The sequence below is a fragment of the Streptomyces netropsis genome, assembly GCF_014203545.1.
In the GTDB taxonomy this organism is placed as follows: Bacteria; Actinomycetota; Actinomycetes; order Streptomycetales; family Streptomycetaceae; genus Streptomyces; species Streptomyces netropsis.
In genome coordinates, this window is sequence record NZ_JACHJG010000003.1 from 118525 (window position 1) to 142928 (window position 24404).

Genomic DNA, 24404 nt, shown 5'->3' on the forward strand with positions numbered 1-24404 from the left:
CCAGAACTTGCACAGGGTTGTGCAATTACACACTGGTGTGCAATTTACGGCCCGATTCCGCGGTGTGCAAAATGAGGGCAGCGCCCAGCTCCATCCAGGGGCGGAATCCGGACAGTTCATACGGTCCGCCCGAGCGAGAAGAGACCCAATGGCCGGCAGAGCGGACGCCAATCGCCGCCGCATCATGGACATCGCGCTCGCCGAGCTGCTGCGCGACGCGGACGCGAGCATGGATCAGATCGCGCGTGCGGCGGGCGTCGTCCGCCGCACGGTCTACGGGCACTTCCCCAGCCGCGACGCGCTGATCGTCGCGCTCGTCGACGACGTGGCCGAAACCGTCGGCACGGTCCACGCGGCGGCGCTGCACGGGGTGGACGACCCGGCCGAGGCGCTGGCCCGGTCGGTGCTCGCCGTCTGGGAGATCGCCGACGGCTACCGCCTGCTGATCTCGCTGGCCCAGCGCAGCGTCACCGTGGAGGGCATCCACCGGCGCCTGGAGCCGGTGCGCCTCGAGACCGCGACGGTGCTCCAGCGCGGCCTGGACGCGGGGCAGTTCACCTCGCCGCTGCCCGTCACGGCCCTCGCGTACGTACGCGAGCAGGTGATCCTCGGCCTCATGCAGGCCGTCAACGAGGGGCTCCTGGCCCCGGAGGAGGCGGGCCGCTCCGCCGCGATCACCGCCCTGGCCACGCTGGGCGTCCCCGTCGCCGCGGCCACCGAGCTGGTGGCGCGCATCCTGGCGACCGGGAACGCCGCAGCGCCCGACGCGAGGGCGTCGGACGCTGCGGTGCCGGGAAGCGGGGACATTGGGGTGTAGGACTCCGGTCCACCCCGCCCTCCGGCGGCTTGGGGTGAGCGCTCGCGCTCACATCGGCCTCAGACCCCGGCGGCCTCCTTCGCATCGCCGCGCTGCTCGGGCAGCTCCGGGCCACCGTGCCCGTCGCCGATCAGCGTCGTCTCGTCGAACGGCAGCCGCCCGGCGAGGACTTCCCCGACCCGCTCCTTGTCGATCTCCTTGGTCCAGGTGCCGACCAGGACCGTCGCGACCGCGTTGCCCGCGAAGTTCGTCAGGGCGCGCGCCTCGCTCATGAAACGGTCGATGCCGACGATGAGGCCGACGCCGTCCACCAGCTCCGGGCGGTGCGACTGGAGACCGCCCGCGAGCGTCGCGAGTCCGGCACCCGTCACGCCCGCCGCGCCCTTGGATGCGATGATCATGAAGACCAGCAGCGAGATCTGCTGCCCGACCGAGAGCGGCTGTCCCATCGCCTCGGCCACGAACAGCGAGGACATCGTCAGATAGATGGCCGTGCCGTCGAGGTTGAAGGAGTAACCGGTCGGCACGGTGATGCCGACGACCGGCTTGCTCACGCCCAGGTGCTCCATCTTCGCGATCAGGCGCGGCAGCGCCGACTCGGAGGAGGACGTGGACAGGATCAGCAGGAACTCCCGGCCGAGGTACTTCAACAGCGCGAAGATGTTCACCCCCGCCACCAGCCGCAGGATCGCGCCGAGCACCAGGAAGACGAAGAGCGCGCAGGTGACGTAGAAGCCGATCATGATGACGGCGAGGGACTTGAGCGCGTCCACGCCGGTCGCGCCGACCACGGCCGCGATCGCGCCGAAGGCGCCCACCGGCGCCGCCCACATGACCATCGCCAGGATCCGGAAGACCAGCCGCTGGATGTGCCCGATGCCGCGCAGCACCGGCTCGCCCGCCGGGCCCATGGCCTGCAGCGCGAAGCCCGCCAGCAGTGCCACCAGCAGGGTCTGGAGCACCTCGCCGCCGGTGAAGGCGGACACCATGGTGGTCGGGATGATCCCGAGCAGGAAGTCGGCCGTCGACTCGTGCGCGCCCTTGGCCTGGGCCTCGCCCGCGTGCCGCAGGGACTCGGTCAGGTGCAGCCCGCTGCCGGGCTCCAGGAGATTGCCGACGACCAGGCCGATGGCGAGCGCGACGGTGGACATCAGCAGGAAGTAACCGAGCGCGAGCCCCCCGACCGCGCCGACCTTCGCCGCCTTCCGTACCGAGCCGACGCCGAGCACGATCGTGCAGAAGATGATCGGCGAGATCATCATCTTGATCAGGTTCACGAAGCCGGTGCCGAGCGGCTTCAGCTCGACGGCCACCCCCGGAGCCGCGAAGCCGACCGCGATGCCGACCAGCACCGCCGCGATCACCGCGAGGTAGAGATAGTGCGTCCGGTCCGGTCTTCTGCGTGCCTGACCCGGTGGTGGCGACTGCGCCGCTGCGCCTGTCATGGGGGGACTCCTCGTCGTCGCGGCTCGTGGGTGACCCCTTCCTCCCGACGAGTGGGGTCCCGGCGACTATGCACCCCCCTGTGACAGCGGTCACGATTACGTGCATTACGTTCACGAACCCGCCGCAGTGCAGACTGTCCGCCATGCGCAAACCTCGCATACGTCGCCCCCGCAGCCTGGCCGGCCGGCTCTTCGCGATGCAGACCGTGCTGGTCGCCGCCGTGGTGACCGGCTGCGCGGTCTTCGCGTACCTCACCGACCAGGCCCAGGCCGAGGCGGCCGCGCGCCGCCAGGCGACGGCGACGGCGACCGCCGTCGCCGCGTCGCCCGCCGTACGCGAATCCATCCGTTCGACGGACCCCACGTCCACGCTTCAGCCGTACGCCGAGCAGGTGCGCCGCGACACGGACGTCGACTTCGTGACGATCATGCGCCCGAACGGCAGCCGCTGGACGCACCCGGACTCCACCCGGATCGGCGAGCGCTTCCTCGGCCACACCCGCCCCGCGCTCGAGGGCGTCACGTTCTCCGAGACCTACACCGGCACCCTGGGCCCCTCCGTGCGGGCGGTCGCCCCGGTGCGCGACACCGACCAGCCCGACGGCCGGGTCGTGGCGCTGGTCAGCGCGGGCATCAAGGTCGACTCGATCAGCGCGGACGTGCGCCGGCAGCTCACCGGGCTGCTCGGCGTCGCCCTCGCCGCGCTCGCCCTCGGCGGCCTCGGCACGTACCTCCTCAACGCCCGGCTGCGCCGGCACACCCACGGCATGAACGCCGCCGAGCTGAGCCGGATGCACGACTACCACCAGGCCGCGCTGCACGCGGTGCGCGAGGGGCTGCTGATGCTCGACGGGCGGCGGCGCGTGGCACTCGTCAACGACGGCGGCCGTGAGCTGCTCGGCCTCCACGGCGATGTCGTCGGCCGCCCCGTTGACGCGCTCGGCCTGCCGCCGGCCCTGACCGGGGCCCTGCTGGCCACCGAGCCGCGCGTCGACGAGGTGCATCTGACCGCCGACCGGATCGTGGTCGTCAACACCTCGCCCGTCTCCGGCGGGGAGCGGCGCGGCACGGTCGTCACCCTGCGGGACCACACCGAACTCCAGGCGCTGTCGGGCGAGCTGGACTCCGTGCGCGGCTTCGCCGAGGCGCTGCGCTCCCAGTCCCACGAGGCGGCGAACCGGCTGCACGCCGTGGTCTCGCTGATCGAACTCGGCCGCGCGGACGAGGCCGTCGACTTCGCGACGGCGGAACTCGAACTCGCCCAGGCCCTCACCGACCAGGTCATGGCCGCCGTCGCCGAACCGGTCCTCGCAGCCCTCCTCCTCGGCAAGGCCGCCCAGGCCAACGAACACGGCGTGGAGCTCCTCCTCACCCCCGACACCCGCATAGACGACGGCCTCCTCCCGCCCGCCCTCCCGCCCCGCGACCTGGTCACGATCCTCGGCAACCTCATCGACAACGCCCTGGACGCGTCCGCGTCGGAGGCGAACCGGCCCTTGTCCCAAGCTGATCCGACGGACGCCGGCATGGCGGTCACCGACGCGCAGGCCCCGCTCTCGCGCCCCGGCCGCCCCGGCGCGCCCGACACGGCCCGGCCGGAGGCCGGGAGCCACGGCGCGGCGGAGCCGCGGACGGACCCGGCGAGCGCGCCGGACGAGACAGCACCCCGGCCGACGGGACACGCCGCAGCGCACCACACGGCCACGGAGCGGGACGTCGCAGCACCGCACCCGGCCGGGCACCCCGTCCGCCCGGCAGCCGGGAGCGACGACGTGACAGAGCCGTGCGCGGGGCGCGCCCCCGTGCTCGTCCTCGCGCCCGCGCACGCGGCACCGCACCGCCGACCGCAGGTCACCGTGACCGTGCGGGCGGGCGGCGGGGAGTTGCTGTTGCGGGTCGGGGACACCGGGCCCGGGGTCGCGGCCGGGGCGGTGGACGAGGTGTTCCGCCGGGGGTGGTCGACCAAGTCGCCCGGTCCCGCGCCGCACGGTCGTGGCCTCGGGCTGGCGCTGGTCCGGCAGGCCGCCCGGCGCAACGGCGGCACGGTCACGGTCGGGGAGTCCCCCGCCGGGGGTGCCGAGTTCACGGTCCGTCTGCCCCTGCTCGCACCCGCGAGCGCACCCAACCCGGCACAACCCACCGCGGAAGCCGCCCCAGGAGCCACCGCATGAGCACGCCGCAGGCGACCGCACCGCCCATCCGGGTCCTCGTCGTCGAGGACGACCCCCTCGCCGCCGACGCGCACGCGCTGTACGTCGGGCGCGTTCCCGGCTTCACCGTCGCCGGGGTCGTCCACTCGCGCGCGGACGCCTCGCAGTTCCTCAAGCGGACGGCCGTCGACCTGCTGCTGCTCGACCTGTACCTCCCCGACGGCCACGGGCTCCAGCTCGTGCGTTCGCTGCGCAGCGCCGGGCACACCGCCGACGTCATCGCGGTGACGTCGGCGCGCGATCTGGCCGTCGTCCGGGAGGGCGTCTCGCTCGGCGTCGTCCAGTACGTGCTGAAGCCCTTCACGTTCGCCACCCTCCGCGACCGGCTGGTCCGCTACGCGGAGTTCCGCGCCGTCGTCGGCGAGGCGAGCGGCCAGGACGAGGTGGACCGCGCGCTCGCCGCGCTGCGCGCACCGCAACCCGCCGCGCTGCCGAAGGGGTTGAGCCTGGACACGCTCCAGGCGATCACCGAGGCGCTGCGCGCGGCGGGCCCCGAGGGCGTCTCCTCGGGCACGGCCGCCGCCACCGTGGGGATCTCGCGGATCACCGCCCGCCGCTATCTGGAACACCTGGTGACCGGCGGCCGGGCCGCCCGGGCCCCGCAGTACGGGCAGATCGGCCGGCCCGAACTGCGCTACCGGTGGCTGAGCCGGCGGTAGCGGCGGTAATCGGCCCGGACGCGTGCGAGGGCACCAACCAGGGAACGTACGACTTCACCAGGCCCCGGCCGTCCCGCGACGAACGGACCGAGCGCTCACGGACGGCCGCCGGCCAAGCCCACGAGGCTTGTAGGAGGTCGTGCCCGTGCGTCCCACCGCCCCTCTGCTCCTGGTCACCGTCCTCGCCGCGGCATCGCTCACCGCCTGCGGCGGTGGCTCCGGCGGCGACCCCGACACCGTGAAGGTCGCCTACCCGCGCAGCACCGACAACAAGGTGCGGATCATGGACGAGTACCTGGCCATGATCAAAACGCAGTTCGAGCAGCGCCACCGGGGCAAGAAGCTCGAACTCGTCCCGATCCAGGCCTCCCAGGACGACTACTACACCAAGATCCAGCAGATGATGCGGTCGCCGAAGACGGCGCCGGACGTGGTGCACGAGGACACCTTCCTCATCAACTCCGATATCAAGAGCGGCTATCTGCGTCCCCTGGACGACAAGCTGGCGGCCTGGAAGGACTGGGGGCGGTACGCCGAGACCGCGAAGTCCTCGGCGAGAGCGGAGGACGGGAAGACCTACGGCGTACCGGACGGCACGGACACCCGCGGCCTGTGGTTCAACAAGGAGGTCTTCGCCAGGGCGGGGCTCCCCGCCGACTGGCAGCCGAAGGACTGGCAGGAGGTCCTGGGCGCGGCCCGCGCGGTCAAGCGGAAGGTCCCGGGCGTCATCCCCCTCAACGTCTACACGGGCAAGGGGCCGGGCGAGGCCGCCGTCATGCAGGGCTTCGAGATGCTGCTGTACGGCACGGGCAAGGACCCCCTCTACGACCCGGCGGCGAAGAAGTGGGTGGCCGGCGGGAAGGGCTTCACCGACGCCCTCGAGTTCGTGCGGACCGTCTACGGCGAGAAGCTCGGCCCCGACCCCGCGGACGCGCTGGACCCCAACGTCGGCACCCGCGTCACCGCCGAGTGGATCCCCGACGGCAAGCTCGCCATCGCCCTCGACGGCAACTGGCTCGCCAAGAACTGGCTCCCGAAGGGCGCCCGGCCCTGGCCGCAGTGGTCGAAGGTGATGGGCAGGGCCGCCTTCCCGACCCAGAACGGCGCGGCACCGGGCAAGGTGAGCCTCTCGGGCGGCTGGACCTGGTCGATCGGCGCGAAGTCCACGAAGCCGGACCTGGCGTGGCAGCTCGTGGAGTTGCTCCAGACGAAGGAGAACGCGCTCGAGTGGACCGTGCGGGACGGGCAGATCGCCGTGCGGGACGACGTGGCGGCGGACCCGAGGTATCTGAAGTCGATGCCCGGCATCGACTTCTTCACCGGCCTGGTCCGGTACACCCACTACCGCCCCACCCTGCCCGTGTACCCGCAGGTGTCGGGGGCGATCGGGGAAGCCATGGAGTCGGTCACGACCGGCGACGCGACGGCGGCGAAGGCGGCGCGGGGCTATGACGCGCAGCTGAGGTCGATCGCGGGTGGCGACGGCGTTCGGGACGGGGAGCGGTGACGGGCGCGACGAGCGCGCCGCCCGCCTCGCTCCCGGGACCCCGCCGGGCCGCCCGCTGGCTGCCCCTGGTCCCGGCGACGGTCCTGCTGGTCCTCTTCCTGGCCGGGCCGATCGCCTACTGCGTCTACCTGGCCTTCACCGACACCCAGCTGACCGGCCAGGCCTCCGCGTCCTTCGTCGGCCTCGCCAACTTCCGCCGCGCGTTCGGCGACGACGGTTTCCGCAACGCCGTCGTCCTCACGCTCCTCTTCACGGTCCTCTCCTCGATCGTGGGCCAGAACAGCCTCGGCTTCGCCCTCGCCGCCCTGATGCGGCGCGCGTCGAAGCCCGTGCGCTCCCTGACCGGCTCGATCGTGATCGCCGCGTGGGTGCTCCCGGAGATCGTGGCGGGCTTCCTGCTCTACACCTTCTTCAACCGGCGCGGCACGCTGAACGCCGTGCTGGAGTGGCTCCATCTGCCCGCCCAGAACTGGCTGTTCACCCTGCCCATCCTCGCCGTCTCCTTCGCCAACGTCTGGCGCGGCACGGCCTTCTCCATGCTCGTCTACTCCGCCGCCCTCGCCGAGATCCCCCGGGACGTCACCGAGGCGGCCGAGGTGGACGGCGCGAGCGGCCTGCGCCGCTTCTGGCACATCACGCTGCCGATGATCCGGCGCTCGATCGGCACCAACCTCATGCTCAACACCCTCCAGACGCTGTCGGTCTTCGGCCTCATCTGGGCCATGACCCGGGGCGGCCCCGGCAACCGCAGCCAGACCCTGCCGGTGTTCATGTACGACCAGGCGTTCCTCAAGTCGCTGATCGGCTACGGCACGGCGGTGGCGCTACTGCTCCTGCTGGTGGGGGCGGTGTTCTCGATGGTGTACCTGCGCCTGATGCGGGAGGAGGTGTGACAGCCGGGGCGCCCGAGGCACCCGGGGACTGTCAGACCCTGCCTTTACGATCAGCGCATGGAAGGCACGTACCACGTACGCAATGTCCACAGCGGTCTGCTGCTGGAGGTCGCCGACGGTCGCAAGGGCAGCGGAGCCAATGTGCGGCAGGGCAAGGACGACGGCACGCCCGCGCAGCTGTGGCGGGTGAGCCCGGTCCACGCGGGCGGCGGCGTGCACCACCTGGAGAACGTGGGCAGCGGCAAGCGCCTGGACGTCACGGGCGCCTCCACGGAGAACGGGGCGAACGTCCAGCAGTGGAAGGCCAATAACTACGGCGCCCAGGAGTGGCTGATCGAGCAGCACCTGGACGCACCGGGCACGGTCACCCTCGTCAACCACGTCAGCGGCCTCCTCCTGGAGGTCGCCGACGCGGGAACGGCCCCCGGGGACAACGTCCAGCAGTGGGAGGACAAGGACAGCCCGGCCCAGTGGTGGCACATGGAGCCGGTGGCCGACTAGGGCCGGCGCGGGGCTACCGGGCGATCGGCGAGAGGGCGACACAGGCGGCCACCGCGAGCTTGCCCTTGCCGTTGTCGAAGTCCACCGAGGCCAGGTCCTTGCCGGTGATCTCGTATGTCACCTCGTACGTTTCCTCCGCCTTCTCCTTTGCGGCTTCCGAGCAACCGGTGGCCGTGAGAGCGAGACCGGCGACGACGAATGCGGACAGGGCGTTACGGACAGAGCTTCACACGGCGGTAATTCCTTCAAGGGCAGGGAAAGCACGGAAAGGCGAGCATCATCAAATATTAAAGAGAAAGCAAAGGCAACGCGGATTCGAATGCGGCACCCGCCGCCTTGTGCCCTCTGATACCCACCCCGCCCCGCGCGCTATCCTCCGAGCGCTGCCCGCGCTCGCCGCGCACGGAGGTGCCATGCTCCCGCTCCTCACCCGCCGCACCCGTCACCGTCTGGCCGCCGACCTCGCCCTGCTCGCCGTGGCCGTCTCCTTCGCCGTTCCGCTCGTCTGGCTGCTGGCCTCCTCCATCGACTCCGAGGCGGGACTACGCGTCGCCGCACCCACCTCGCCGACGACGGACAACTTCTCGGCGGTACTGACCGACGAGATCACTTTCCGGCCGATGCTCAACAGCCTGCTGCTCTGCGGCGGGGCCACCGTCCTCACCATCGCGTGCGCCGCGCTCGCGGCGTACCCCCTCTCCCGCTACCGGTCGCGCTTCAGCAGGCCGTACCTGATGGGGGTCCTGTTCACCACGTGCCTGCCGATCACCGCCGTCATGGTGCCGGTCTACGGGCTGTTCGTGCGGATCGACCTGATCGACACGGTGTACGGGACGGCCCTGTTCATGGCGACCGCCCAACTACCCTTCGCGATCTGGCTGATGAAGAACTTCATGGACGGCGTCCCCACCGTCCTCGAGGAGGCCGCCTGGACGGACGGGGCGAGCCGGCTACAGGCGCTGGTCAGGGTGATCCTGCCGCTGATGGGGCCGGGGATCACGGTCGTGACGATCTACAGCTTCATCATGATGTGGGGGAACTTCTTCGTCCCCTTCATGCTGCTGCTCTCCCCCGACCAACTGCCCGCGTCGGTCAGCATCTTCACGTTCTTCGGCAACTACGGGCAGGTCGCGTACGGCCAGCTCGCCGCCTTCTCGATCCTCTACTCGACGCCCGTGATCCTGCTCTACGCCCTGATCTCCCGCCGACTGGGCGGCGGCTTCGCCCTCGGCGGAGCCGTGAAGGGGTAGCCGTGACGTGGCAGGCGGGACGGCGGGGCGCGAGGCCCCCGCCGGACATGGAAAGCCCCGCCGTCCGTGCCCAGACGGCGGGGCGCGCCATCCGATGTCGGATGGCCGGCCCTGAATCTCCCCCGTTAACCCAAGGCCGGGTCCGCGGACCGCGCCGGCCTGTCCCGAAACCGATGTGGGAATTGCCGGCGCCTTGACTGCGAACAAGCAGAACGGTACTAACGGGGCCACCCGTCGGCTACTCGCGAAACGCGGCTGTCGGCCGGATAACGCGGTCATCCCGGGAGGAAGCCCGATGAGTGAATCCGACACGGGATCCATCAGCCCCGATGGCCCCAATGACCTCATTGACAACAGCAATATGCGCACGCTCGTGCTCAGCAACGACCTCGAGGAAACGCAGGAAGCCATCAGCTCCGCGTACAGCCCCTACCGGCTGAGCTGCCTGGGCGATCCCGAGGACTTCTCCGCCTGGTACGCGGAAGGCGGATTCCCGGGGATCACCCTCTCCGGGCTCCAGTACGGCGCCGAGACGCTCGTGGACCCCCAGCCCCTCGGCTCGTACCTCCTGGTCTGCCGGCTCGTGAACGGCGGGGTCCGGGTGTCCTCGCCGGGCCGGGAGGAGCGGTTCGTCGGGACCGGCCAGACCTATGTGCTCGACCCGTACCGCAAGTTCCAGGTGCACTGGACCCCCGGCGCCCGGATGACGACCGTCCGCCTCGCCCGGGAGACCGTGGAGCAGGCTGCGGCCGACGCGCTCGGCGTCGAGGGGCCCGTCCGGGCGCGGTTCACGCTGGAGGGCACGGTCTCCGGCAAGGCCGCCAGGAGCTGGGAGGGGATCTCCGAGGCGGTGCACCGGGAGGTGCTCGGCGAGGGCATCGCGCGCAACAGCCCCATCCTCGCGTCGCATCTGACCCAGACGACGGCCGCGATGCTCATGGAGACCCACCATCTGGTCACCGGGGGGATCGACGCGCGCCGCACCGGCGTCGTCGCGCATCCCGCCGTGCGCCGGGTCATGGCCGTGGCCGAGGAGCGGGCCGACGAGCCCCTCACCCTGACCGAGCTCGCGGCGGTGGCGCGGTGCAGCCCACGCGCGCTCCAGGAGGCCTTCCGCCGGTATCTGGACACCACGCCGCTGGGCTATTTACGCGAGGTCCGGCTGGGCCGGGCCCACGAGGAGCTCGTCGCCGCGCAGGGGAACGGGGGCGTCACCGTCTCCGACGTCGCCTACCGTTGGGGTTTCTCCAACCTGGGCCGTTTCGCCGCGTATTACCAGCAGCGCTACGGCCATGCGCCGTCCCACACCCTGCGCATGTGAGCCGCACGGCCGCGACGCACGGGCAGTACGAGCAGTACGAGCAGTACGAGAGAGGCACGACCGACATGACCTACCAGCAGCCCGAGCCACTGGCGTTCACCGCCGGGCGGCTCACCGGGCGCGTCATATTCGTGACCGGCGCGTCCAGCGGCATCGGCGCCGCGGCGGTCCGCCGGTTCGCCGCCGAGGGCGCGCTCGTCGTCGCGGCCGCCCGCCGCGCCGACCGGGTGGCCGCGCTCGCCGCCGAGCTGCGCGCGGCGGGGCACGAGGCGCTGGGCCTGGAGTGCGACGTGACGGACGAGCGGTCGGTGGCCGCCGCCGTGGCGGAGACCGTGCGCGCCTACGGCCGGCTCGACGGTGCGTTCAACAACGCGGGGGCGGGCGGCGCGCGGGCGCGGCTGCACGAGCTGGACACGGATCACTTCGACACGGTCATGGCCACGAACGTGCGCGGCGTCTTCCTGTCCATGAAGCACCAGATTCCGGCCATGCTCGACAGCGGCGGCGGGTCCGTCGTGATCTCCTCGTCGGTGGCCGGGCTGGTGGGGAGCGCGCTGAACACCGACTACTCCACCAGCAAGCACGCCCTCACCGGCCTCGTGAAGTGCGCCGCGCTGGACTACGCCCGGGACAACATCCGGGTCAACGCCATCGCGCCCGGGCCGACCCGCTCGGAGATGTTCGACCGCTGGATGCCGACCGACGAGGCGCGGGCCGCGCTGGCCGACCGCTTCCCGATGAATTACGTCGCCGACCCGGACGACATGGCACGGGCCGCGCTCTTCCTCCTTTCCGACGAGTCCCGCTGGACCACGGGCACGGTGCTGCCCTGCGAGGGCGGGCTCTCCGCGGGCTGAGCACGCCCGGCCCGTCGGTCCTTGAGGATGACGGCGTCCGTCTGAAGGACTACGGCCGCGCACCCCCAGGGACCTAAAGTCCGACGCCGGGTTCAAGCCGTACGGCTGAGGCGGCGGCGGGTTGCGGCTCCGAGAATTGGAAGCGTTGATTCCCCCCGGTCTCGACGTCTCGACCTTGTCGGCCGGTCGGTCGCCTTCCTTGCCGACCTCGTCGGCCTTCTCGACGCATCCCGCCCCTCCGGAGGAGCCCCCGTGTCCCACGCGACGCCTTTCCCCGTTTCACCCGCCCTCCACGCGCCCCACGGCTCCGTCGCCGCCCGCGCCACCGACCTGAGCAAGGTCTACGGGCAGGGCGAGACCCGGGTGGCCGCCCTGGACTCGGTCTCCGTCGAGTTCCGCCGCGCGGAGTTCACGGCGATCATGGGCCCGTCCGGTTCGGGCAAGTCGACGCTCATGCACTGCATGGCGGGCCTGGACTCCGTCTCCTCCGGTTCCACCCGGATCGGTGACGTCGAGCTGGCCTCCCTCGGTGACCGGCAGCTGACCCGGCTCCGCCGCGACAAGGTCGGCTTCATCTTCCAGGCGTTCAACCTGCTGCCGACGCTGACCGCGCTGGAGAACATCACGCTGCCGATGGACATCGCGGGCCGTAAGGCGGACCGTGCCTGGCTGGACCAGATCGTGACGACGCTCGGCCTGTCCGGCCGGCTCGCACACCGCCCCAGCCAGCTCTCCGGCGGCCAGCAGCAGCGCGTCGCGGTGGCCCGTGCGCTGGCCTCCCGCCCCGAGATCATCTTCGCGGACGAGCCGACCGGGAACCTCGACTCCCGCTCCGGCGCCGAGCTGCTGGGCTTCCTGCACGGATCCGTGCGGGCCCTGGAGCAGACGGTCGTCATGGTCACCCACGACCCCGTCGCCGCCTCCTACGCCGACCGCGTGATCTTCCTCGCCGACGGCCGCATCGTCGACGAACTGCGCGAGCCCACCGCCGACGCGGTCCTGGACCGCATGAAGCGTTTCGACGCGAAGGGCCGCACGAGCTGAGGAACGGACAGCTCCCGACCCGACGCCCGTAGCCGCTCTCCCCTCGCCCCTCACCGGGCCGAGGGAAACCACCAGGACCCGCCATGTTCCGTACCGCCCTGCGCAATCTCCTCGCGCACAAAGCCAGGCTGATGATGACCGCCCTCGCGGTCCTCCTCGGCACCGCCTTCGTCTCCGGCACGCTCGTCTTCAGCGACTCCGTCGGCAGCGCCTATCGCGACAAGACGGCCAAGAACCTGGACGACGTCGCCGTCTCCGTGACGGGTTTCGGCCGTCCCGGCACCGGGCCGGGCGGGGACCGCCGGGTCCTCGACGACCGGATGGTCGCCACCGTCCGCGCGCTGCCCGGCGTGACGTCCGTACGTCCCTCGGTGGGTGGCGTCGCCACGGTCGCCGACAAGAACAACGACCCGGCGGGCAGCGAGTGGGGCAGCAGCGCCGCCAACTACGTGCCCGGCAAGGGCGGCAAGGACAGCCGGTACCCGCTGTTGAAGGGCCGGGGCCCGACCGCCGCCGGCGAGATCGCCCTGGACGTGAAGACCGCCGGGAAGACGGGCGCCAAGGTCGGCGACACCGTCCGGCTGGCCGTCGACGGCCCGGTGATGACGAAGAAGCTCGTCGGCATCGTCGAGACCGACGACCCGCGCGTGAGCGCGGGTGGCAGCCTGGCGCTGTTCGACACCCCGACGGCACAGAAGCTCTTCGGCAAGCCGGGCGAGTTCAGCGAGCTCGTCGTCTCCGCCACCCCGGGCACCGACCAGGAGGCGCTGACCCGCAAGGTCCGGGACGTCCTGCCGAAGGACGGCTTCCAGGCGCAGAGCGGCAAGAAGCTGGCGGCCGAGCAGTCCAAGCTCATCGACGAGCAGACCAGCTCGATCCGGAACACCTTCCTGGTCTTCGCGGGCATCTCCCTCTTCGTCGGCATCTTCATCATCGCCAACACCTTCACCATGCTCATCGCCCAGCGCAGCCGTGAGATCGCGCTGCTGCGCGCGGTCGGTGCCTCCCGCCGCCAGGTCGTGCGCTCGGTGATGATCGAGGCCGGGCTGCTGGGCCTGGTCGCCTCCGCCGTCGGCTTCGTGCTGGGTCTCGGCATCGCCACGGGCCTGTGGTCGGTGCTGAACTCGTCCGGTGCCTCGCTGCCCGAGGGCCCGCTGGTCGTCGAGCCGAACGCCGCGCTGTCCGCCCTCGCCGTCGGTGTCCTCGTGACCGTGCTCGCCGCGTGGCTGCCCTCCCGCAAGGCCGCGAAGATCGCCCCCGTCGAGGCGCTGTCGGCCGTGGACCAGGCGCCGACCACCCGCAGCCTCGTCGTCCGCAACTCCATCGGCGCGGTCCTCACCGCGCTGGGAGTCGCCGTCATGCTGTACGTGACGACGCTGCGCGACAGCGGTGGTCTGACGGCCGCCATGACGGGCTCGGCCCTGACCCTCGCGGGCGTCATCGTGCTGGCGCCGCTGCTCTCCCGCCCGTTCGTGAACCTCTTCGGCCGCCTCGCCGTCCGGGTGTCCGGCGTCAGCGGCAAGCTCGCCACCCAGAACGCGCTGCGCAACCCGCGTCGTACGGCCGCCACCGCCTCCGCGCTGATGATCGGTCTGACGCTGATCACGGGTCTGACGGTGGCCGCGGTCTCCGCGAACCAGGGCGTGGACAAGATGGGCGCCCAGGACCTGACGGCCGACTACAAGGTCACGTCGAACAGCTACCTCGGCCTCTCCCCCGACGTCGCCAAGAAGCTCGCCGAGCAGCCGGGCGTCGCCGCCTCGGTGCCCGTCCGGATGGTCGGCTTCCAGTCGAAGGACGTACCTGCCGGGCTCCGCGCCACGGACCTCTCGAAGATCTCGAAGGTCACCGACCTGAAGATCACCGGCGGTTCGCTCACCGAGGTGCGCGGCACGACCACCGTCGCGGTGGCCGCGGGCTACGCGAAGAAGAACGGCCTCGCGGTCGGCTCCGCCCTGCCCATGGAGTTCTACGACGGCAAGAAGGCCGCCCCGCGCGTCGTCGCCGTCTACGCCGACAACGACGTCCTCGCCGAGGTCCTCGCCGCCCCGGCTCTCGTGGACCCGCACCTGGACAAGGTCCGCGACGACGAGGTGCTGATCAAGGCCGCCCCCGGCAAGGCGAGCAGCCTGCCCGCCAAGATCAAGGAGACCCTGGGCGGCAACCCGATCATCAAGGTCCAGAGCCAGGACGACCTGCGCCGCTCCGAGGCGGGCAGCATCGACGACATCCTCTACCTGATGTACGGGCTGCTGGGCATGGCCGTCGTCATCGCGGTCATCGGGGTCGTCAACACCCTCGCGATGTCGGTGTTCGAGCGGACCCGCGAGATCGGGATGCTGCGCGCGATCGGTCTGGCCCGCACCGGGATCAAGCAGATGGTGCGGCTGGAGTCCGTGATGATCTCGATGTTCGGTGCGGTGCTCGGCGTCGGCGTCGGTATCTTCCTCGCCTGGTCCGGCGGCCATCTGCTGCGGTCCTCGTTCCCGCAGTACGAGATGGTCGTGCCGTGGGCCCGGATAGGCCTGTTCCTGCTGCTCGCGCTCGTCGTCGGCGTCCTGGCCGCGGTCTGGCCGGCCCGCAGGGCGGCGAAGCTGAACATGCTGGAGTCGATCGGGGCGCAGTAGGCGCCTCACCAGCCGGTGGGCCGGTCCTCGATCCGAGGACCGGCCCACCGGCTTTTGCGTCCGGCGCACACCCACCTGAAGGTAAGTGCCCACTTTTTTGTGCGTACTTGAGGCCGTGGAAGCCGTCGACGAGTCTTGTGGAGGCGCGCCGAGCCCGAGACCACCGCACACCTTCTGGAGTACCCCTCATGAGCAACTCCCCCGTCACCCTTCTCGGTCTGGGCGCCATGGGCAAGGCCCTGGCCACCGCGTTCCTCACCGGCGGCCACCCGACCACGGTGTGGAACCGCACGCCCGGCAAGGCCGAGCCGCTGGTGGCGCTGGGGGCCACGGACGCCGCCGGCGCGGCCGAGGCGGTCGCGGCGAACGAGCTGGTCGTCGTCTGTCTCCTGGACTACGCCTCGGTCCGTGACGTCCTCGGCCCGGTGGCGGGTGCCCTGCGCGGCCGCACGCTGGTGAACCTCACCAACGGGACCCCGGCGCAGGCCCGCGAGATGGCCGAGTGGGTCGCGGCGCAGGGCGCCGCGTACCTCGACGGCGGCATCATGGCCATCCCGCCGGGCATCGGCACCGAGCACGCGTTCCTGCTGTACAGCGGGGACCAGGGCGCCTTCGACACCCACCGCCCGGTCCTGGAGCGGCTGGGCCGGGCGCACTTCCTCGGCCGCGATGCCGGGCTCGCCCCGCTCTTCGACATCGCCCTGCTCAGCGGGATGTCCGGCATGATCGCCGGCGCCCTGCACGCGTTGGCCCTGGTGGGTACGGAGAACGTCGCCGCGACGGAGTTCGCCCCGATGCTCCAGGGCTGGATCACCGCCATGACCATCGGCATCCCGCTGTACGCGGAGCAGATCGACTCCGGTGACTACGCGCACGGCGTCGTCTCCAACGTCGGCATGCAGGCCGCGGCCTACGTCAACCTCATCCGGGCCGCGGAGGACCAGGGCATCAGCCCGGAGCTGATCGCCCCCTTGAAGCCGCTCATGGACCGCCGGGTCGCGGCCGGTCACGCCCACGAGGACCTGTCCGGTCTGGTGGAGCTGCTGCGCAAGTAGTGCGAACTCGAAGAAGGCCGGACGGGCTGGTTTTCTCCGGCCCGTCCGGCCTTTTCGCGTTTCCGGGCCCGGTCCTAGAAGACCGACTCCGCCTCGTCCATCCGGCTCTCCGGCACCCGCTTCAGCTCGGTGACGGCCTCCGCGAGCGGCACCATCGTGATGTCCGTGCCGCGCAGCGCGGTCATCCTGCCGAAGTCGCCGCGGTGGGCGGCCTCGACGGCGTGCCAGCCGAAGCGCGTGGCGAGGACGCGGTCGTACGCGGTGGGCGTGCCGCCGCGCTGGACGTGGCCGAGGATGACCGGACGGGCCTCCTTGCCGAGGCGCTTCTCGAGCTCGACGGCGAGCTTCGTGCCGATGCCGGCGAAGCGCTCGTGGCCGAACTGGTCTATGGCCCCCTTGGCGTAGTCCATCGACCCCTCGGCGGGGTGCGCGCCCTCGGCGACGCAGATGACGGCGAACTTCTTGCCGCGGGAGAAGCGCTCCTCGACCATCGAGACCAGGTCGGCGACGTCGAAGGGGCGCTCCGGGAGGCAGATGCCGTGGGCGCCGCCGGCCATGCCGGACTCCAGGGCGATCCAGCCCGCGTGGCGGCCCATGACCTCGACGACCATGACGCGCTGGTGCGACTCGGCGGTGGTCTTCAGACGGTCGATGGCCTCGGTGGCCACGCCGACGGCGGTGTCGAAGCCGAAGGTGCGGTCGGTGGCGGAGATGTCGTTGTCGATGGTCTTCGGGACACCGACGACGGGCATGCCGGCGTCCGACAGCATCCGGGCGGCGGTCAGTGTGCCCTCGCCGCCGATGGGAATGAGGACGTCGATGCCGTATTCACGGGAGAAGTCCTGGGCGCTCTCGCACGCCTCGCGCAACCGGGCGCGCTCGAGGCGCGCGGAGCCGAGGATGGTGCCGCCGCGGGCCAGGATGCCGCTGACGGCGTCGAGGTCGAGCTTGCGGAAGCGGCCGTCGAGGAGGCCCTTGAAGCCGTCCTCGAAGCCGATGACCTCGTCGTTGTGGCCGACGAGAGCCCGGTGCACCACCGAGCGGATGACAGCGTTCAGGCCGGGGCAGTCGCCGCCTGCGGTGAGGACTCCGATGCGCATCGTGCTGTTTCTCCTGCTCGCTACTGGTACATGTGAGCCGGGACCGATTGTTTCACGGGCCGGGCGGTACTGCCGCACCCCTAAGGACGCCCCTCCGACATCCCGTCGACGTCCACCGCCGAGCGCCTTATCCACGGTCGCAGGTATTGTCAAGAGGGCAAGGCCACCCTAACGGCTATTTTTTCAGCAGCAGCACTCGGCGATGCAAACAAGCGACGGAACAAGGAGAGCACGCGTGACGCGCAGCGTGTACGTGACCGGGACCGACCGGGGCGACGGCCGCCAGGTCATCGAGCTGGGAGTCATGGAGCTCCTGACCCGCCACGTGGACCGGGTGGGCGTCTTCCGCCCGCTCGTCCACGACCACGGCCCGGACCGTCTCTTCGACCTCCTGCGGTCGCGCTACCGCCTCGGTCAGTCGCCCGAGTCCGTCTACGGCCTGACCTACGGCGAGGCCTCCGCCCTCCAGGCCGAGCGGGGCATGGACGAGCTGGTCTCGGCCCTCGTCGAGCGCTTCCTCGCGGTCGCCCGGGAGTACGAGTACGTCCTGGTGCTCGGCACCGACTTCGCCGCCACCAACGTCCCCGACGAGCTGGCCCTCAACGCCCGTCTGGCGAACGAGTTCGGCGCCTCCGTGATCACCGTCGTCGGCGGCCAGGACCAGGCCGCCGAGGCCGTACGGGCCGAGGCGGCCAACGCCTACCGCGCCTACGAGGCGCTGGGCTGCGACGTCGTGGCGCTCGTCGTCAACCGCGTCGCGCCCGCCGACCGCGCGGCCGTCGCCGAGGGGCTCGCCGCGAGCCTGCCGGTGGCCTGCTACGCGCTCCCCGAGGACGGTTCGCTGTCCGCGCCGACCGTGGCGCAGATCGTCCGCAAGCTGGGTGCCGAGGTGCTGCTCGGCGACGACGCGGGGCTCAACCGCGACGCCCGCGACTTCGTCTTCGGCGGCGCGATGCTCCCCGCGTTCCTGCCCGCCCTGACCGAGGGCTGCCTGGTGGTGACCCCCGGCGACCGCACCGACCTGATCATCGGCGCGCTGGCCGCGCACAGCGCCGGCGCGCCGCCGATAGCCGGACTGCTGCTCACCCTCGACGAGCGTCCGGGCCCGAGCATCCTGGCCCTCGCCGGCCGGCTGGCCCCGGGCACGCCGGTGATCTCCGTGCCCGGTGGTTCCTTCCCCACCGCGGCCGAGCTGTTCGCGATCGAGGGCAAGCTGAACGCCGCGTCGCCGCGCAAGTCGGAGACCGCCCTCGGCCTGTTCGAGCGCCATGTGGACACCGCCGAGCTGACGAACCGCATTTCGGTGGCCCGCTCCAGCCGGGTCACGCCGATGATGTTCGAGCACGAGCTGATCGAGCGCTCCCGCTCCGGCCGCCGCCGGGTGGTCCTGCCCGAGGGCACCGAGGAGCGCGTGCTGCGCGCCGCCGATGTGCTGCTGCGCCGCGACGTCTGCGATCTCACCCTCCTGGGTGAGGAGGACGCGATCCGCAAGCGCGCCGCCGAGCTGGGCATCGACCTGACCGAGGCGCAGCTCATCGACCCGCAGACGTCGCCGCTGCGCGAGCGCTTCGCCGAGCTGTACGCGAGGGTCCGCGCCCACAAGGGCATGACGGTGGAGCTGGCGCACGACGTCGTCGCCGACGTCTCCTACTTCGGCACCCTGATGGTCCAGGAGGGTCTGGCCGACGGCATGGTCTCGGGCGCGGTGCACTCCACGGCCGCCACCATCCGGCCCGCCTTCGAGATCATCAAGACCGCGCCGGGCGCCCAGATCGTCTCCTCGGTCTTCTTCATGTGCCTGGCCGACCGGGTCCTCGTCTACGGCGACTGCGCGGTCAACCCGGACCCGAACGCCGAGCAGCTCGCGGACATCGCCATCCAGTCCGCCGCGACCGCCGCCCAGTTCGGCGTGGAGCCCCGGATCGCGATGCTGTCGTACTCCACCGGCACCTCCGGGTCCGGCGCGGACGTCGACAAGGTCCGCAAGGCCACCGAGATCGTCCGTGAGCGCCGCCCGGACCTGCTGGTCGAGGGCCCGATCCAGTACGACGCCGCCGTGGACGCGGCCGTCGCGGCGACCAAGCTCCCGGGCTCGGAGGTCGCGGGCAAGGCCACCGTGCTGGTCTTCCCGGACCTGAACACGGGTAACAACACCTACAAGGCCGTCCAGCGCTCGGCCGGCGCGGTCGCGGTCGGCCCGGTCCTGCAGGGCCTGCGCAAGCCCGTCAACGACCTCTCGCGCGGCGCCCTCGTGCAGGACATCGTCAACACGGTCGCCATCACCGCCATCCAGGCGCAGGGCGAGCAGCGCCCCTGACGCCCGTACGGCCGTACGGGGACCCGCCCGGTCCCCGTACGGCCGTGACTCCCCCCACGACGCCACGACGCCACGCACCGCCCCCAACCCGGAAAGCCCTTCATGACTGCCAACGCCACCCGAGTCCTCGTCCTCAACTCCGGTTCCTCGTCGGTGAAGTACCAGCTGCTCGACATGGCCGACGGTGCCCGGCTGGCCGTCGGGCTGGTCGAGCGCATCGGTGAGGAGACCTCCCGGCTGGCGCACACGCCGCTCGCGACGGGCGGCGCCAAGCGCGAGCGCGAGCAGCCGATCGCCGACCACGAGGCCGCGCTGCGGGCCGTCGCCGGGGAGCTGGCGGCGGACGGGCTGGGCCTGGACTCCCCGGAGCTGGCCGCGATCGGCCACCGGGTGGTGCACGGCGGCAAGAAGTTCACCGAGCCGACCGTGATCACCGACGAGGTGACGGCGGAGATCGAGCGGCTGATCCCGGTCGCGCCGCTGCACAACCCGGCCAACATCACCGGCATCCGCGTGGCCCAGGCGCTGCGCCCCGACCTCCCGCAGGTCGCGGTCTTCGACACCGCCTTCCACACCACGATGCCCGAGGCCGCCGCGCGCTACGCGATCGACGTGGAGACCGCCGACGCGCACCGCATCCGCCGGTACGGCTTCCACGGCACCTCGCACGCGTACGTCTCGCGCGAGACCGCCAAGCTGCTCGGCAAGGACCCCTCCGAGGTCAACGTCATCGTGCTGCACCTGGGCAACGGCGCCTCCGCCTCCGCCGTCAAGGGCGGCCGCTGCGTCGACACCTCCATGGGCCTGACCCCGCTGGAGGGCCTGGTCATGGGCACCCGTTCCGGTGACATCGACCCGGCGGTGATCTCCCACCTGGCGCGCAACGCGGGCATGTCCATCGACGAGATCGACTCGCTCCTCAACAAGAAGAGCGGTCTGATCGGACTGTGCGGCGACAACGACATGCGCGAGATCCGCCGGCGGATCGACGCGGGCGACGAGCGGGCGGCGCTCGCCTTCGACATCTACGTGCACCGGCTGAAGAAGTACATCGGCGCCTACTACGCGGTCCTCGGCAAGGTCGACGCCGTGGCCTTCACGGCGGGCGTCGGCGAGAACGCGGCCCCCGTGCGGGAGGCCGCCGTGGCCGGTCTGGAGGAGCTGGGCCTGGCCGTGGACGCCGATCTCAACGCCGTCCGGGGCGACGAGGCACGGCTGATCTCCCCCGAGTACGCCCGGGTCGCGGTGGCAGTCGTCCCCACGGACGAGGAGCTGGAGATCGCCACTCAGACGTACGCCCTGGTCAGCGCTTGATCGACGGCCGGCGCTCGGTCGTTCCCACAGCTCGAATATTCCGCTCCGAAACAAACCGATAGGATCTGCCCCATGCGCCGTTCCAAAATCGTCTGCACCCTGGGCCCCGCCGTCGACTCCTTTGACCAGCTGAAGACGCTGATCGAGGCCGGTATGAACGTGGCCCGCTTCAACATGAGCCACGGGACCCACCAGGAGCACGAGGAGCGGTACGACCGCCTCCGTCAGGCCACCGAGGCGACCGGCCGCGCGGTCGGCGTCCTGGCCGACCTCCAGGGCCCGAAGATCCGCCTGGAGACCTTCGCGGACGGTCCCGTGGAGCTGGTGCGCGGTGACGAGTTCGTCATCACCATCGAGGACGTCCCCGGCGACAAGACGATCTGCGGCACGACCTACAAGGGTCTGCCGGGCGACGTCTCCAAGGGCGACCAGATCCTGATCAACGACGGCAACGTCGAGCTGCGCGTCACCGAGGTCCAGGGCCCCCGGGTCAAGACCATCGTGATCGAGGGCGGTGTGATCTCCGACCACAAGGGCATCAACCTGCCCGGCGCGGCCGTCAACGTCCCGGCGCTGTCCGAGAAGGACATCGAGGACCTGAAGTTCGCCCTGAACATGGGCTGCGACATGGTCGCGCTGTCCTTCGTCCGCGACGCGAAGGACGTCCTCGACGTGCACCGCGTCATGGACGAGGTCGGCCGCCGGGTGCCGGTCATCGCCAAGGTCGAGAAGCCGCAGGCCGTGGCCAACATGCAGGACGTCGTCATGGCGTTCGACGGCGTGATGGTGGCCCGTGGCGACCTGGCGGTGGAGTACCCGCTCGAGAAGGTCCCGATGGTGCAGAAGCGCCTCATCGAGCTGTGCCGCCGCAACGCCAAGCCGGTGATCGTGGCGACCCAGATGATGGAGTCGATGATCACCAACTCGCGGCCGACCCGCGCCGAGGCCTCCGACGTCGCCAACGCGATCCTCGACGGTGCGGACGCGGTCATGCTGTCCGCCGAGTCCAGCGTCGGCGCGTACCCGATCGAGACCGTCAAGACGATGTCCCGCATCGTCGAGGCGGCCGAGGAGGAGCTGCTCTCCAAGGGCCTCCAGCCGCTGGTGCCGGGCAAGAAGCCGCGCACGCAGGGCGGTTCCGTCGCCCGCGCGGCCTGCGAGATCGCGGACTTCCTGGGCGCGAAGTCGCTGGTCGCCTTCACCAAGTCCGGTGACACGGCCCGCCGTCTGTCCCGCTACCGCACGGCCCAGCCGATCCTGGCCTTCACCACGGACGCCTCGACCCGCAACCAGCTCGCGCTGAGCTGGGGCGTCGAGACCTACGTCGTCCCGCACGTGGAGAACACCGACGCGATGGTCGACCTGGTCGACGCCGAGCTGCTCAAGCTCAACCGCTACGGCGAGGGCGACACCATGATCATCACGGCCGGTTCGCCCCCCGGCGTCCCCGGCACCACCAACATGGTGCGGGTGCACCACCTGGGCGAGAACCGCTAGGTCTTCCGCTCGTAGCGCCAACGGCCGTGGCCGCCTCCCCTGATGACAGGGGAGGCGGCCACGGCCGTTTCGGTTCCCACGGAGTCGTCCGCACCTCCGCTGCGCGGCAGTGTCCTCAATCGCCGGACGGGCTGATTTCAGCCCGTCCGGCGATTGAGGACGAAACGGCGGGTCAGCCGTCGGCGAATGCCACCCGGACAGGCCCTGAACCGGTCTACGGATACGTCCCATCCGTCAGGTACTGGTGCAGGTTCGGAATGGCGAGGGTGCCGCCGAACTGGCCCGCCTGCCGGATCTTGACGTCGGTGAAGACGAGTTCGGGGAGGGACAGCGGGGGCGGGGTCTCCGGGCTGAAGGTGACCTTGAGCGTGGGGATGCCCAGGAGGTTGAGGGTGCCCTTGAGCTCCTCGGTGTACATGGTCACCTTGCCGTCGCGGATCGTGGACGTCTTCCCCATGCCCGTGACGTGGTACTGCTTGCCGCCGCTGTTGACGATCTGGTGCAGGTCCTTGATGTCCAGGGCGCTCGCGGTGAACTTCAGGACCTTCTTCCGCTGCCCGTTCACCATCGTGATCTCTTTGATGCCCTCGTACTTGAGGCCGTGCAAGGAGAGTTTGCTGGTCTCCAGGTACCAGGGCTGGATCGGGAAGGCGTGCTGCTCGTTCTCGTCCGTCACGGCACGGCTGGGGCAGGGCGTCTCCTCGGACGCGTCGGGGCTCGCGCTCGTGCTCGGCGTGGGCGGCGGCGACGAGGTGGCGGAGCCGGACGGCGTGGGGTCCTGCGTCGGCGTGGCCTTCTTCGACGGCCGGGCCTTGTCGGCGGGCGTCCCGGTGGGCGGAACGGGCTTCCCCGGCCCGGCGGACTTCGAGGCCGAAGGGCTGGGCGAAGTGCTCGGCGGCGTGACGGGTGCGGCCTTGTCGCCCTGGTCCGACTTGCTGCCCGTGAGGATGTCGCCGAGCTTTTCGCCGATGCCCAGCGGATCGAGCGGGTTCGTGGACTTGGAGGCCGACGGGGTGGGAGTGGCAGTCGCCGAAGGGGACGTCCTGGGCGCGGCGGTCCGCTTACGGGGCGCGGCGGGCGACGCCGACGACGAGGGCTTGCCGGGCTTCGTCGCCCTGTCCGGTTCCCCGGCGTCCTTCGTGGATCCGCTCGGCTCCGGACGGGGACTCGCGTCGGCCGTCCCGCTCGGCGTCCCGCTCGGTGTCTGGTCCGGTGCCGTGACACACGGCCCGTCCAGGAAGGGGTTCTTCGGCAGGGGCTTGGCCTGTGCCAGCTGGGGCGTGAAGCCCATCCCCATCAGCACCGCGGTCGGCATCGCGGCCAGCGCCACGGCCTTGCCCGCGGGCATGTGCAGCCGGGTCAGCAGCGGCTTCCTGGGCGCGGCGTGCCGTGGCCCGGTTCTCGACCGGCCGGCCGGCCCGGGGGCCGTGCCTTCCTCGTGTGCGTCGTCAGTCGCCACGGTGCCCCCCGTCGAATTCGCCACCCGGCGTCGTTCCTGACACCTCGCCCCCGGGGGAGGCGTCCTTGGTCAGCCGTACCGGCTCCTCCGAAGGACCGTCCGCGGCCGGGGCGGCGATCGGCTTGCCGGGCATCCAGGACACGCTGAGCGCGCCGCCGATCAGAGCCAGCAGGAAACCGATGAGGAACGCGCCGAAGTTGGAGACGACCAGGGAGACGAGCCCGAGCAGGATGGCCGCGACACCCGCGAAGATGCGCGAATGCTGCTGGAACCACATGGTCAGGCCCAGCACGACCAGCAGCACACCGATGATCAGCGAGCCGGCGCCCGCCGTGGTGGCCAAGCGGATGCTCAAGTCGCCCAGCGTCATGGTCTGGTACGGGATGTACATGATCGGAATCCCGCCCAGCAAGGTCAACAACCCGGCCCAGAACGGACGTTGTCCGCGCCAGTGCCGGAACGAATGACGGAAGCGGCGGAAATTGTCGATCGGCTGGGGGCGCGTGTCGGCGCTCATGGCGTACAGCTCCT

19 protein-coding genes are annotated in these 24404 nt (G+C 71.1%); 15 read left to right on the forward strand and 4 right to left on the reverse strand.

The annotated features are described in order from the left end of the window. Nucleotides 1–148 precede the first annotated feature (148 nt). Nucleotides 149–817: a TetR/AcrR family transcriptional regulator gene (locus FHS38_RS08305; protein WP_184732422.1), complete on the forward strand. Its 669-nt coding sequence runs from the start codon at nucleotides 149–151 to the stop codon at nucleotides 815–817. A gap of 59 nt (nucleotides 818–876) precedes the next feature. Here FHS38_RS08305 and FHS38_RS08310 read toward each other — a convergent pair whose 3' ends face one another. Further along, nucleotides 877–2262 carry a cation:dicarboxylate symporter family transporter gene (locus tag FHS38_RS08310; RefSeq protein ID WP_184732424.1) on the reverse strand — a complete coding sequence of 462 codons (1386 nt, stop codon included), beginning with the start codon at nucleotides 2260–2262 and terminating at the stop codon, nucleotides 877–879. A gap of 143 nt (nucleotides 2263–2405) precedes the next feature. Between FHS38_RS08310 and FHS38_RS08315 the strand changes: the two genes are divergently transcribed. The 11 genes from FHS38_RS08315 to FHS38_RS08365 all read left to right on the forward strand — a co-directional run bounded on the left by FHS38_RS08315 (nucleotide 2406) and on the right by FHS38_RS08365 (nucleotide 16186). Continuing rightward, the gene (locus FHS38_RS08315; RefSeq protein ID WP_184732426.1) at nucleotides 2406–4433 is read left to right on the forward strand and encodes an ATP-binding protein; all 2028 of its coding nucleotides are present in this window, start codon (nucleotides 2406–2408) and stop codon (nucleotides 4431–4433) included. Next, entirely contained in the window at nucleotides 4430–5131 is a 702-nt protein-coding gene (locus tag FHS38_RS08320) for a response regulator (protein ID WP_184732428.1), read from the forward strand. Before FHS38_RS08315 ends, FHS38_RS08320 begins: the two co-directional genes overlap by 4 nt. 145 nt (nucleotides 5132–5276) lie before the next feature. Further along, entirely contained in the window at nucleotides 5277–6638 is a 1362-nt protein-coding gene (locus FHS38_RS08325; RefSeq protein WP_184732430.1) for an extracellular solute-binding protein, read from the forward strand. Further along, nucleotides 6635–7531 carry a carbohydrate ABC transporter permease gene (locus FHS38_RS08330; RefSeq protein ID WP_184732432.1) on the forward strand — a complete coding sequence of 299 codons (897 nt, stop codon included), beginning with the start codon at nucleotides 6635–6637 and terminating at the stop codon, nucleotides 7529–7531. Before FHS38_RS08325 ends, FHS38_RS08330 begins: the two co-directional genes overlap by 4 nt. 57 nt (nucleotides 7532–7588) lie before the next feature. Next, nucleotides 7589–8032 (forward strand): RICIN domain-containing protein, encoded by a 444-nt coding sequence (locus FHS38_RS08335; RefSeq protein ID WP_184732434.1) that lies wholly within the window; start codon nucleotides 7589–7591, stop codon nucleotides 8030–8032. A 413-nt stretch (nucleotides 8033–8445) separates the two neighbouring features. Next, a complete protein-coding gene (locus FHS38_RS08340) occupies nucleotides 8446–9282 on the forward strand; it encodes a carbohydrate ABC transporter permease (protein WP_184732436.1) in 837 nt (278 codons plus the stop codon). A 295-nt stretch (nucleotides 9283–9577) separates the two neighbouring features. Next, nucleotides 9578–10603, forward strand: coding sequence for an AraC family transcriptional regulator (locus FHS38_RS08345; protein ID WP_229822723.1), 1026 nt, complete (start codon nucleotides 9578–9580; stop codon nucleotides 10601–10603). Continuing rightward, the gene (locus FHS38_RS08350; RefSeq protein WP_229822724.1) at nucleotides 10600–11460 is read left to right on the forward strand and encodes an SDR family NAD(P)-dependent oxidoreductase; all 861 of its coding nucleotides are present in this window, start codon (nucleotides 10600–10602) and stop codon (nucleotides 11458–11460) included. Before FHS38_RS08345 ends, FHS38_RS08350 begins: the two co-directional genes overlap by 4 nt. 252 nt (nucleotides 11461–11712) lie before the next feature. Then, entirely contained in the window at nucleotides 11713–12504 is a 792-nt protein-coding gene (locus tag FHS38_RS08355; protein ID WP_184732438.1) for an ABC transporter ATP-binding protein, read from the forward strand. Between the two features lie 83 nt (nucleotides 12505–12587). Beyond that, on the forward strand, nucleotides 12588–15131 hold the full coding sequence (locus FHS38_RS08360; RefSeq protein WP_184732440.1) for an ABC transporter permease: 2544 nt from the start codon (nucleotides 12588–12590) through the stop codon (nucleotides 15129–15131). Nucleotides 15132–15319: 188 nt separating this feature from the next. After that, nucleotides 15320–16186 (forward strand): NAD(P)-dependent oxidoreductase, encoded by an 867-nt coding sequence (locus FHS38_RS08365; protein ID WP_184732442.1) that lies wholly within the window; start codon nucleotides 15320–15322, stop codon nucleotides 16184–16186. 74 nt (nucleotides 16187–16260) lie between these two features. Here FHS38_RS08365 and FHS38_RS08370 read toward each other — a convergent pair whose 3' ends face one another. Further along, nucleotides 16261–17286 (reverse strand): ATP-dependent 6-phosphofructokinase, encoded by a 1026-nt coding sequence (locus FHS38_RS08370; protein ID WP_184732444.1) that lies wholly within the window; start codon nucleotides 17284–17286, stop codon nucleotides 16261–16263. A gap of 235 nt (nucleotides 17287–17521) precedes the next feature. Between FHS38_RS08370 and pta the strand changes: the two genes are divergently transcribed. The 3 genes from pta to pyk all read left to right on the forward strand — a co-directional run bounded on the left by pta (nucleotide 17522) and on the right by pyk (nucleotide 22414). Continuing rightward, the gene (gene pta, locus FHS38_RS08375; RefSeq protein ID WP_184732446.1) at nucleotides 17522–19603 is read left to right on the forward strand and encodes a phosphate acetyltransferase; all 2082 of its coding nucleotides are present in this window, start codon (nucleotides 17522–17524) and stop codon (nucleotides 19601–19603) included. A gap of 102 nt (nucleotides 19604–19705) precedes the next feature. Then, the gene (locus FHS38_RS08380; protein WP_184732448.1) at nucleotides 19706–20917 is read left to right on the forward strand and encodes an acetate kinase; all 1212 of its coding nucleotides are present in this window, start codon (nucleotides 19706–19708) and stop codon (nucleotides 20915–20917) included. 72 nt (nucleotides 20918–20989) lie between these two features. Further along, nucleotides 20990–22414 carry a pyruvate kinase gene (gene pyk / locus FHS38_RS08385; RefSeq protein WP_184732450.1) on the forward strand — a complete coding sequence of 475 codons (1425 nt, stop codon included), beginning with the start codon at nucleotides 20990–20992 and terminating at the stop codon, nucleotides 22412–22414. 214 nt (nucleotides 22415–22628) lie between these two features. On the opposite strand, the gene FHS38_RS08390 is transcribed toward pyk, so the two are convergent. Both FHS38_RS08390 and FHS38_RS08395 read right to left on the reverse strand, forming a co-directional pair. Then, the gene (locus FHS38_RS08390) at nucleotides 22629–23873 is read right to left on the reverse strand and encodes a hydrogenase expression protein HypF (RefSeq protein ID WP_184732452.1); all 1245 of its coding nucleotides are present in this window, start codon (nucleotides 23871–23873) and stop codon (nucleotides 22629–22631) included. Continuing rightward, nucleotides 23863–24390 carry a DUF6114 domain-containing protein gene (locus FHS38_RS08395; protein WP_221494750.1) on the reverse strand — a complete coding sequence of 176 codons (528 nt, stop codon included), beginning with the start codon at nucleotides 24388–24390 and terminating at the stop codon, nucleotides 23863–23865. Before FHS38_RS08395 ends, FHS38_RS08390 begins: the two co-directional genes overlap by 11 nt. Between the last annotated feature and the right edge of the window lie 14 nt (nucleotides 24391–24404).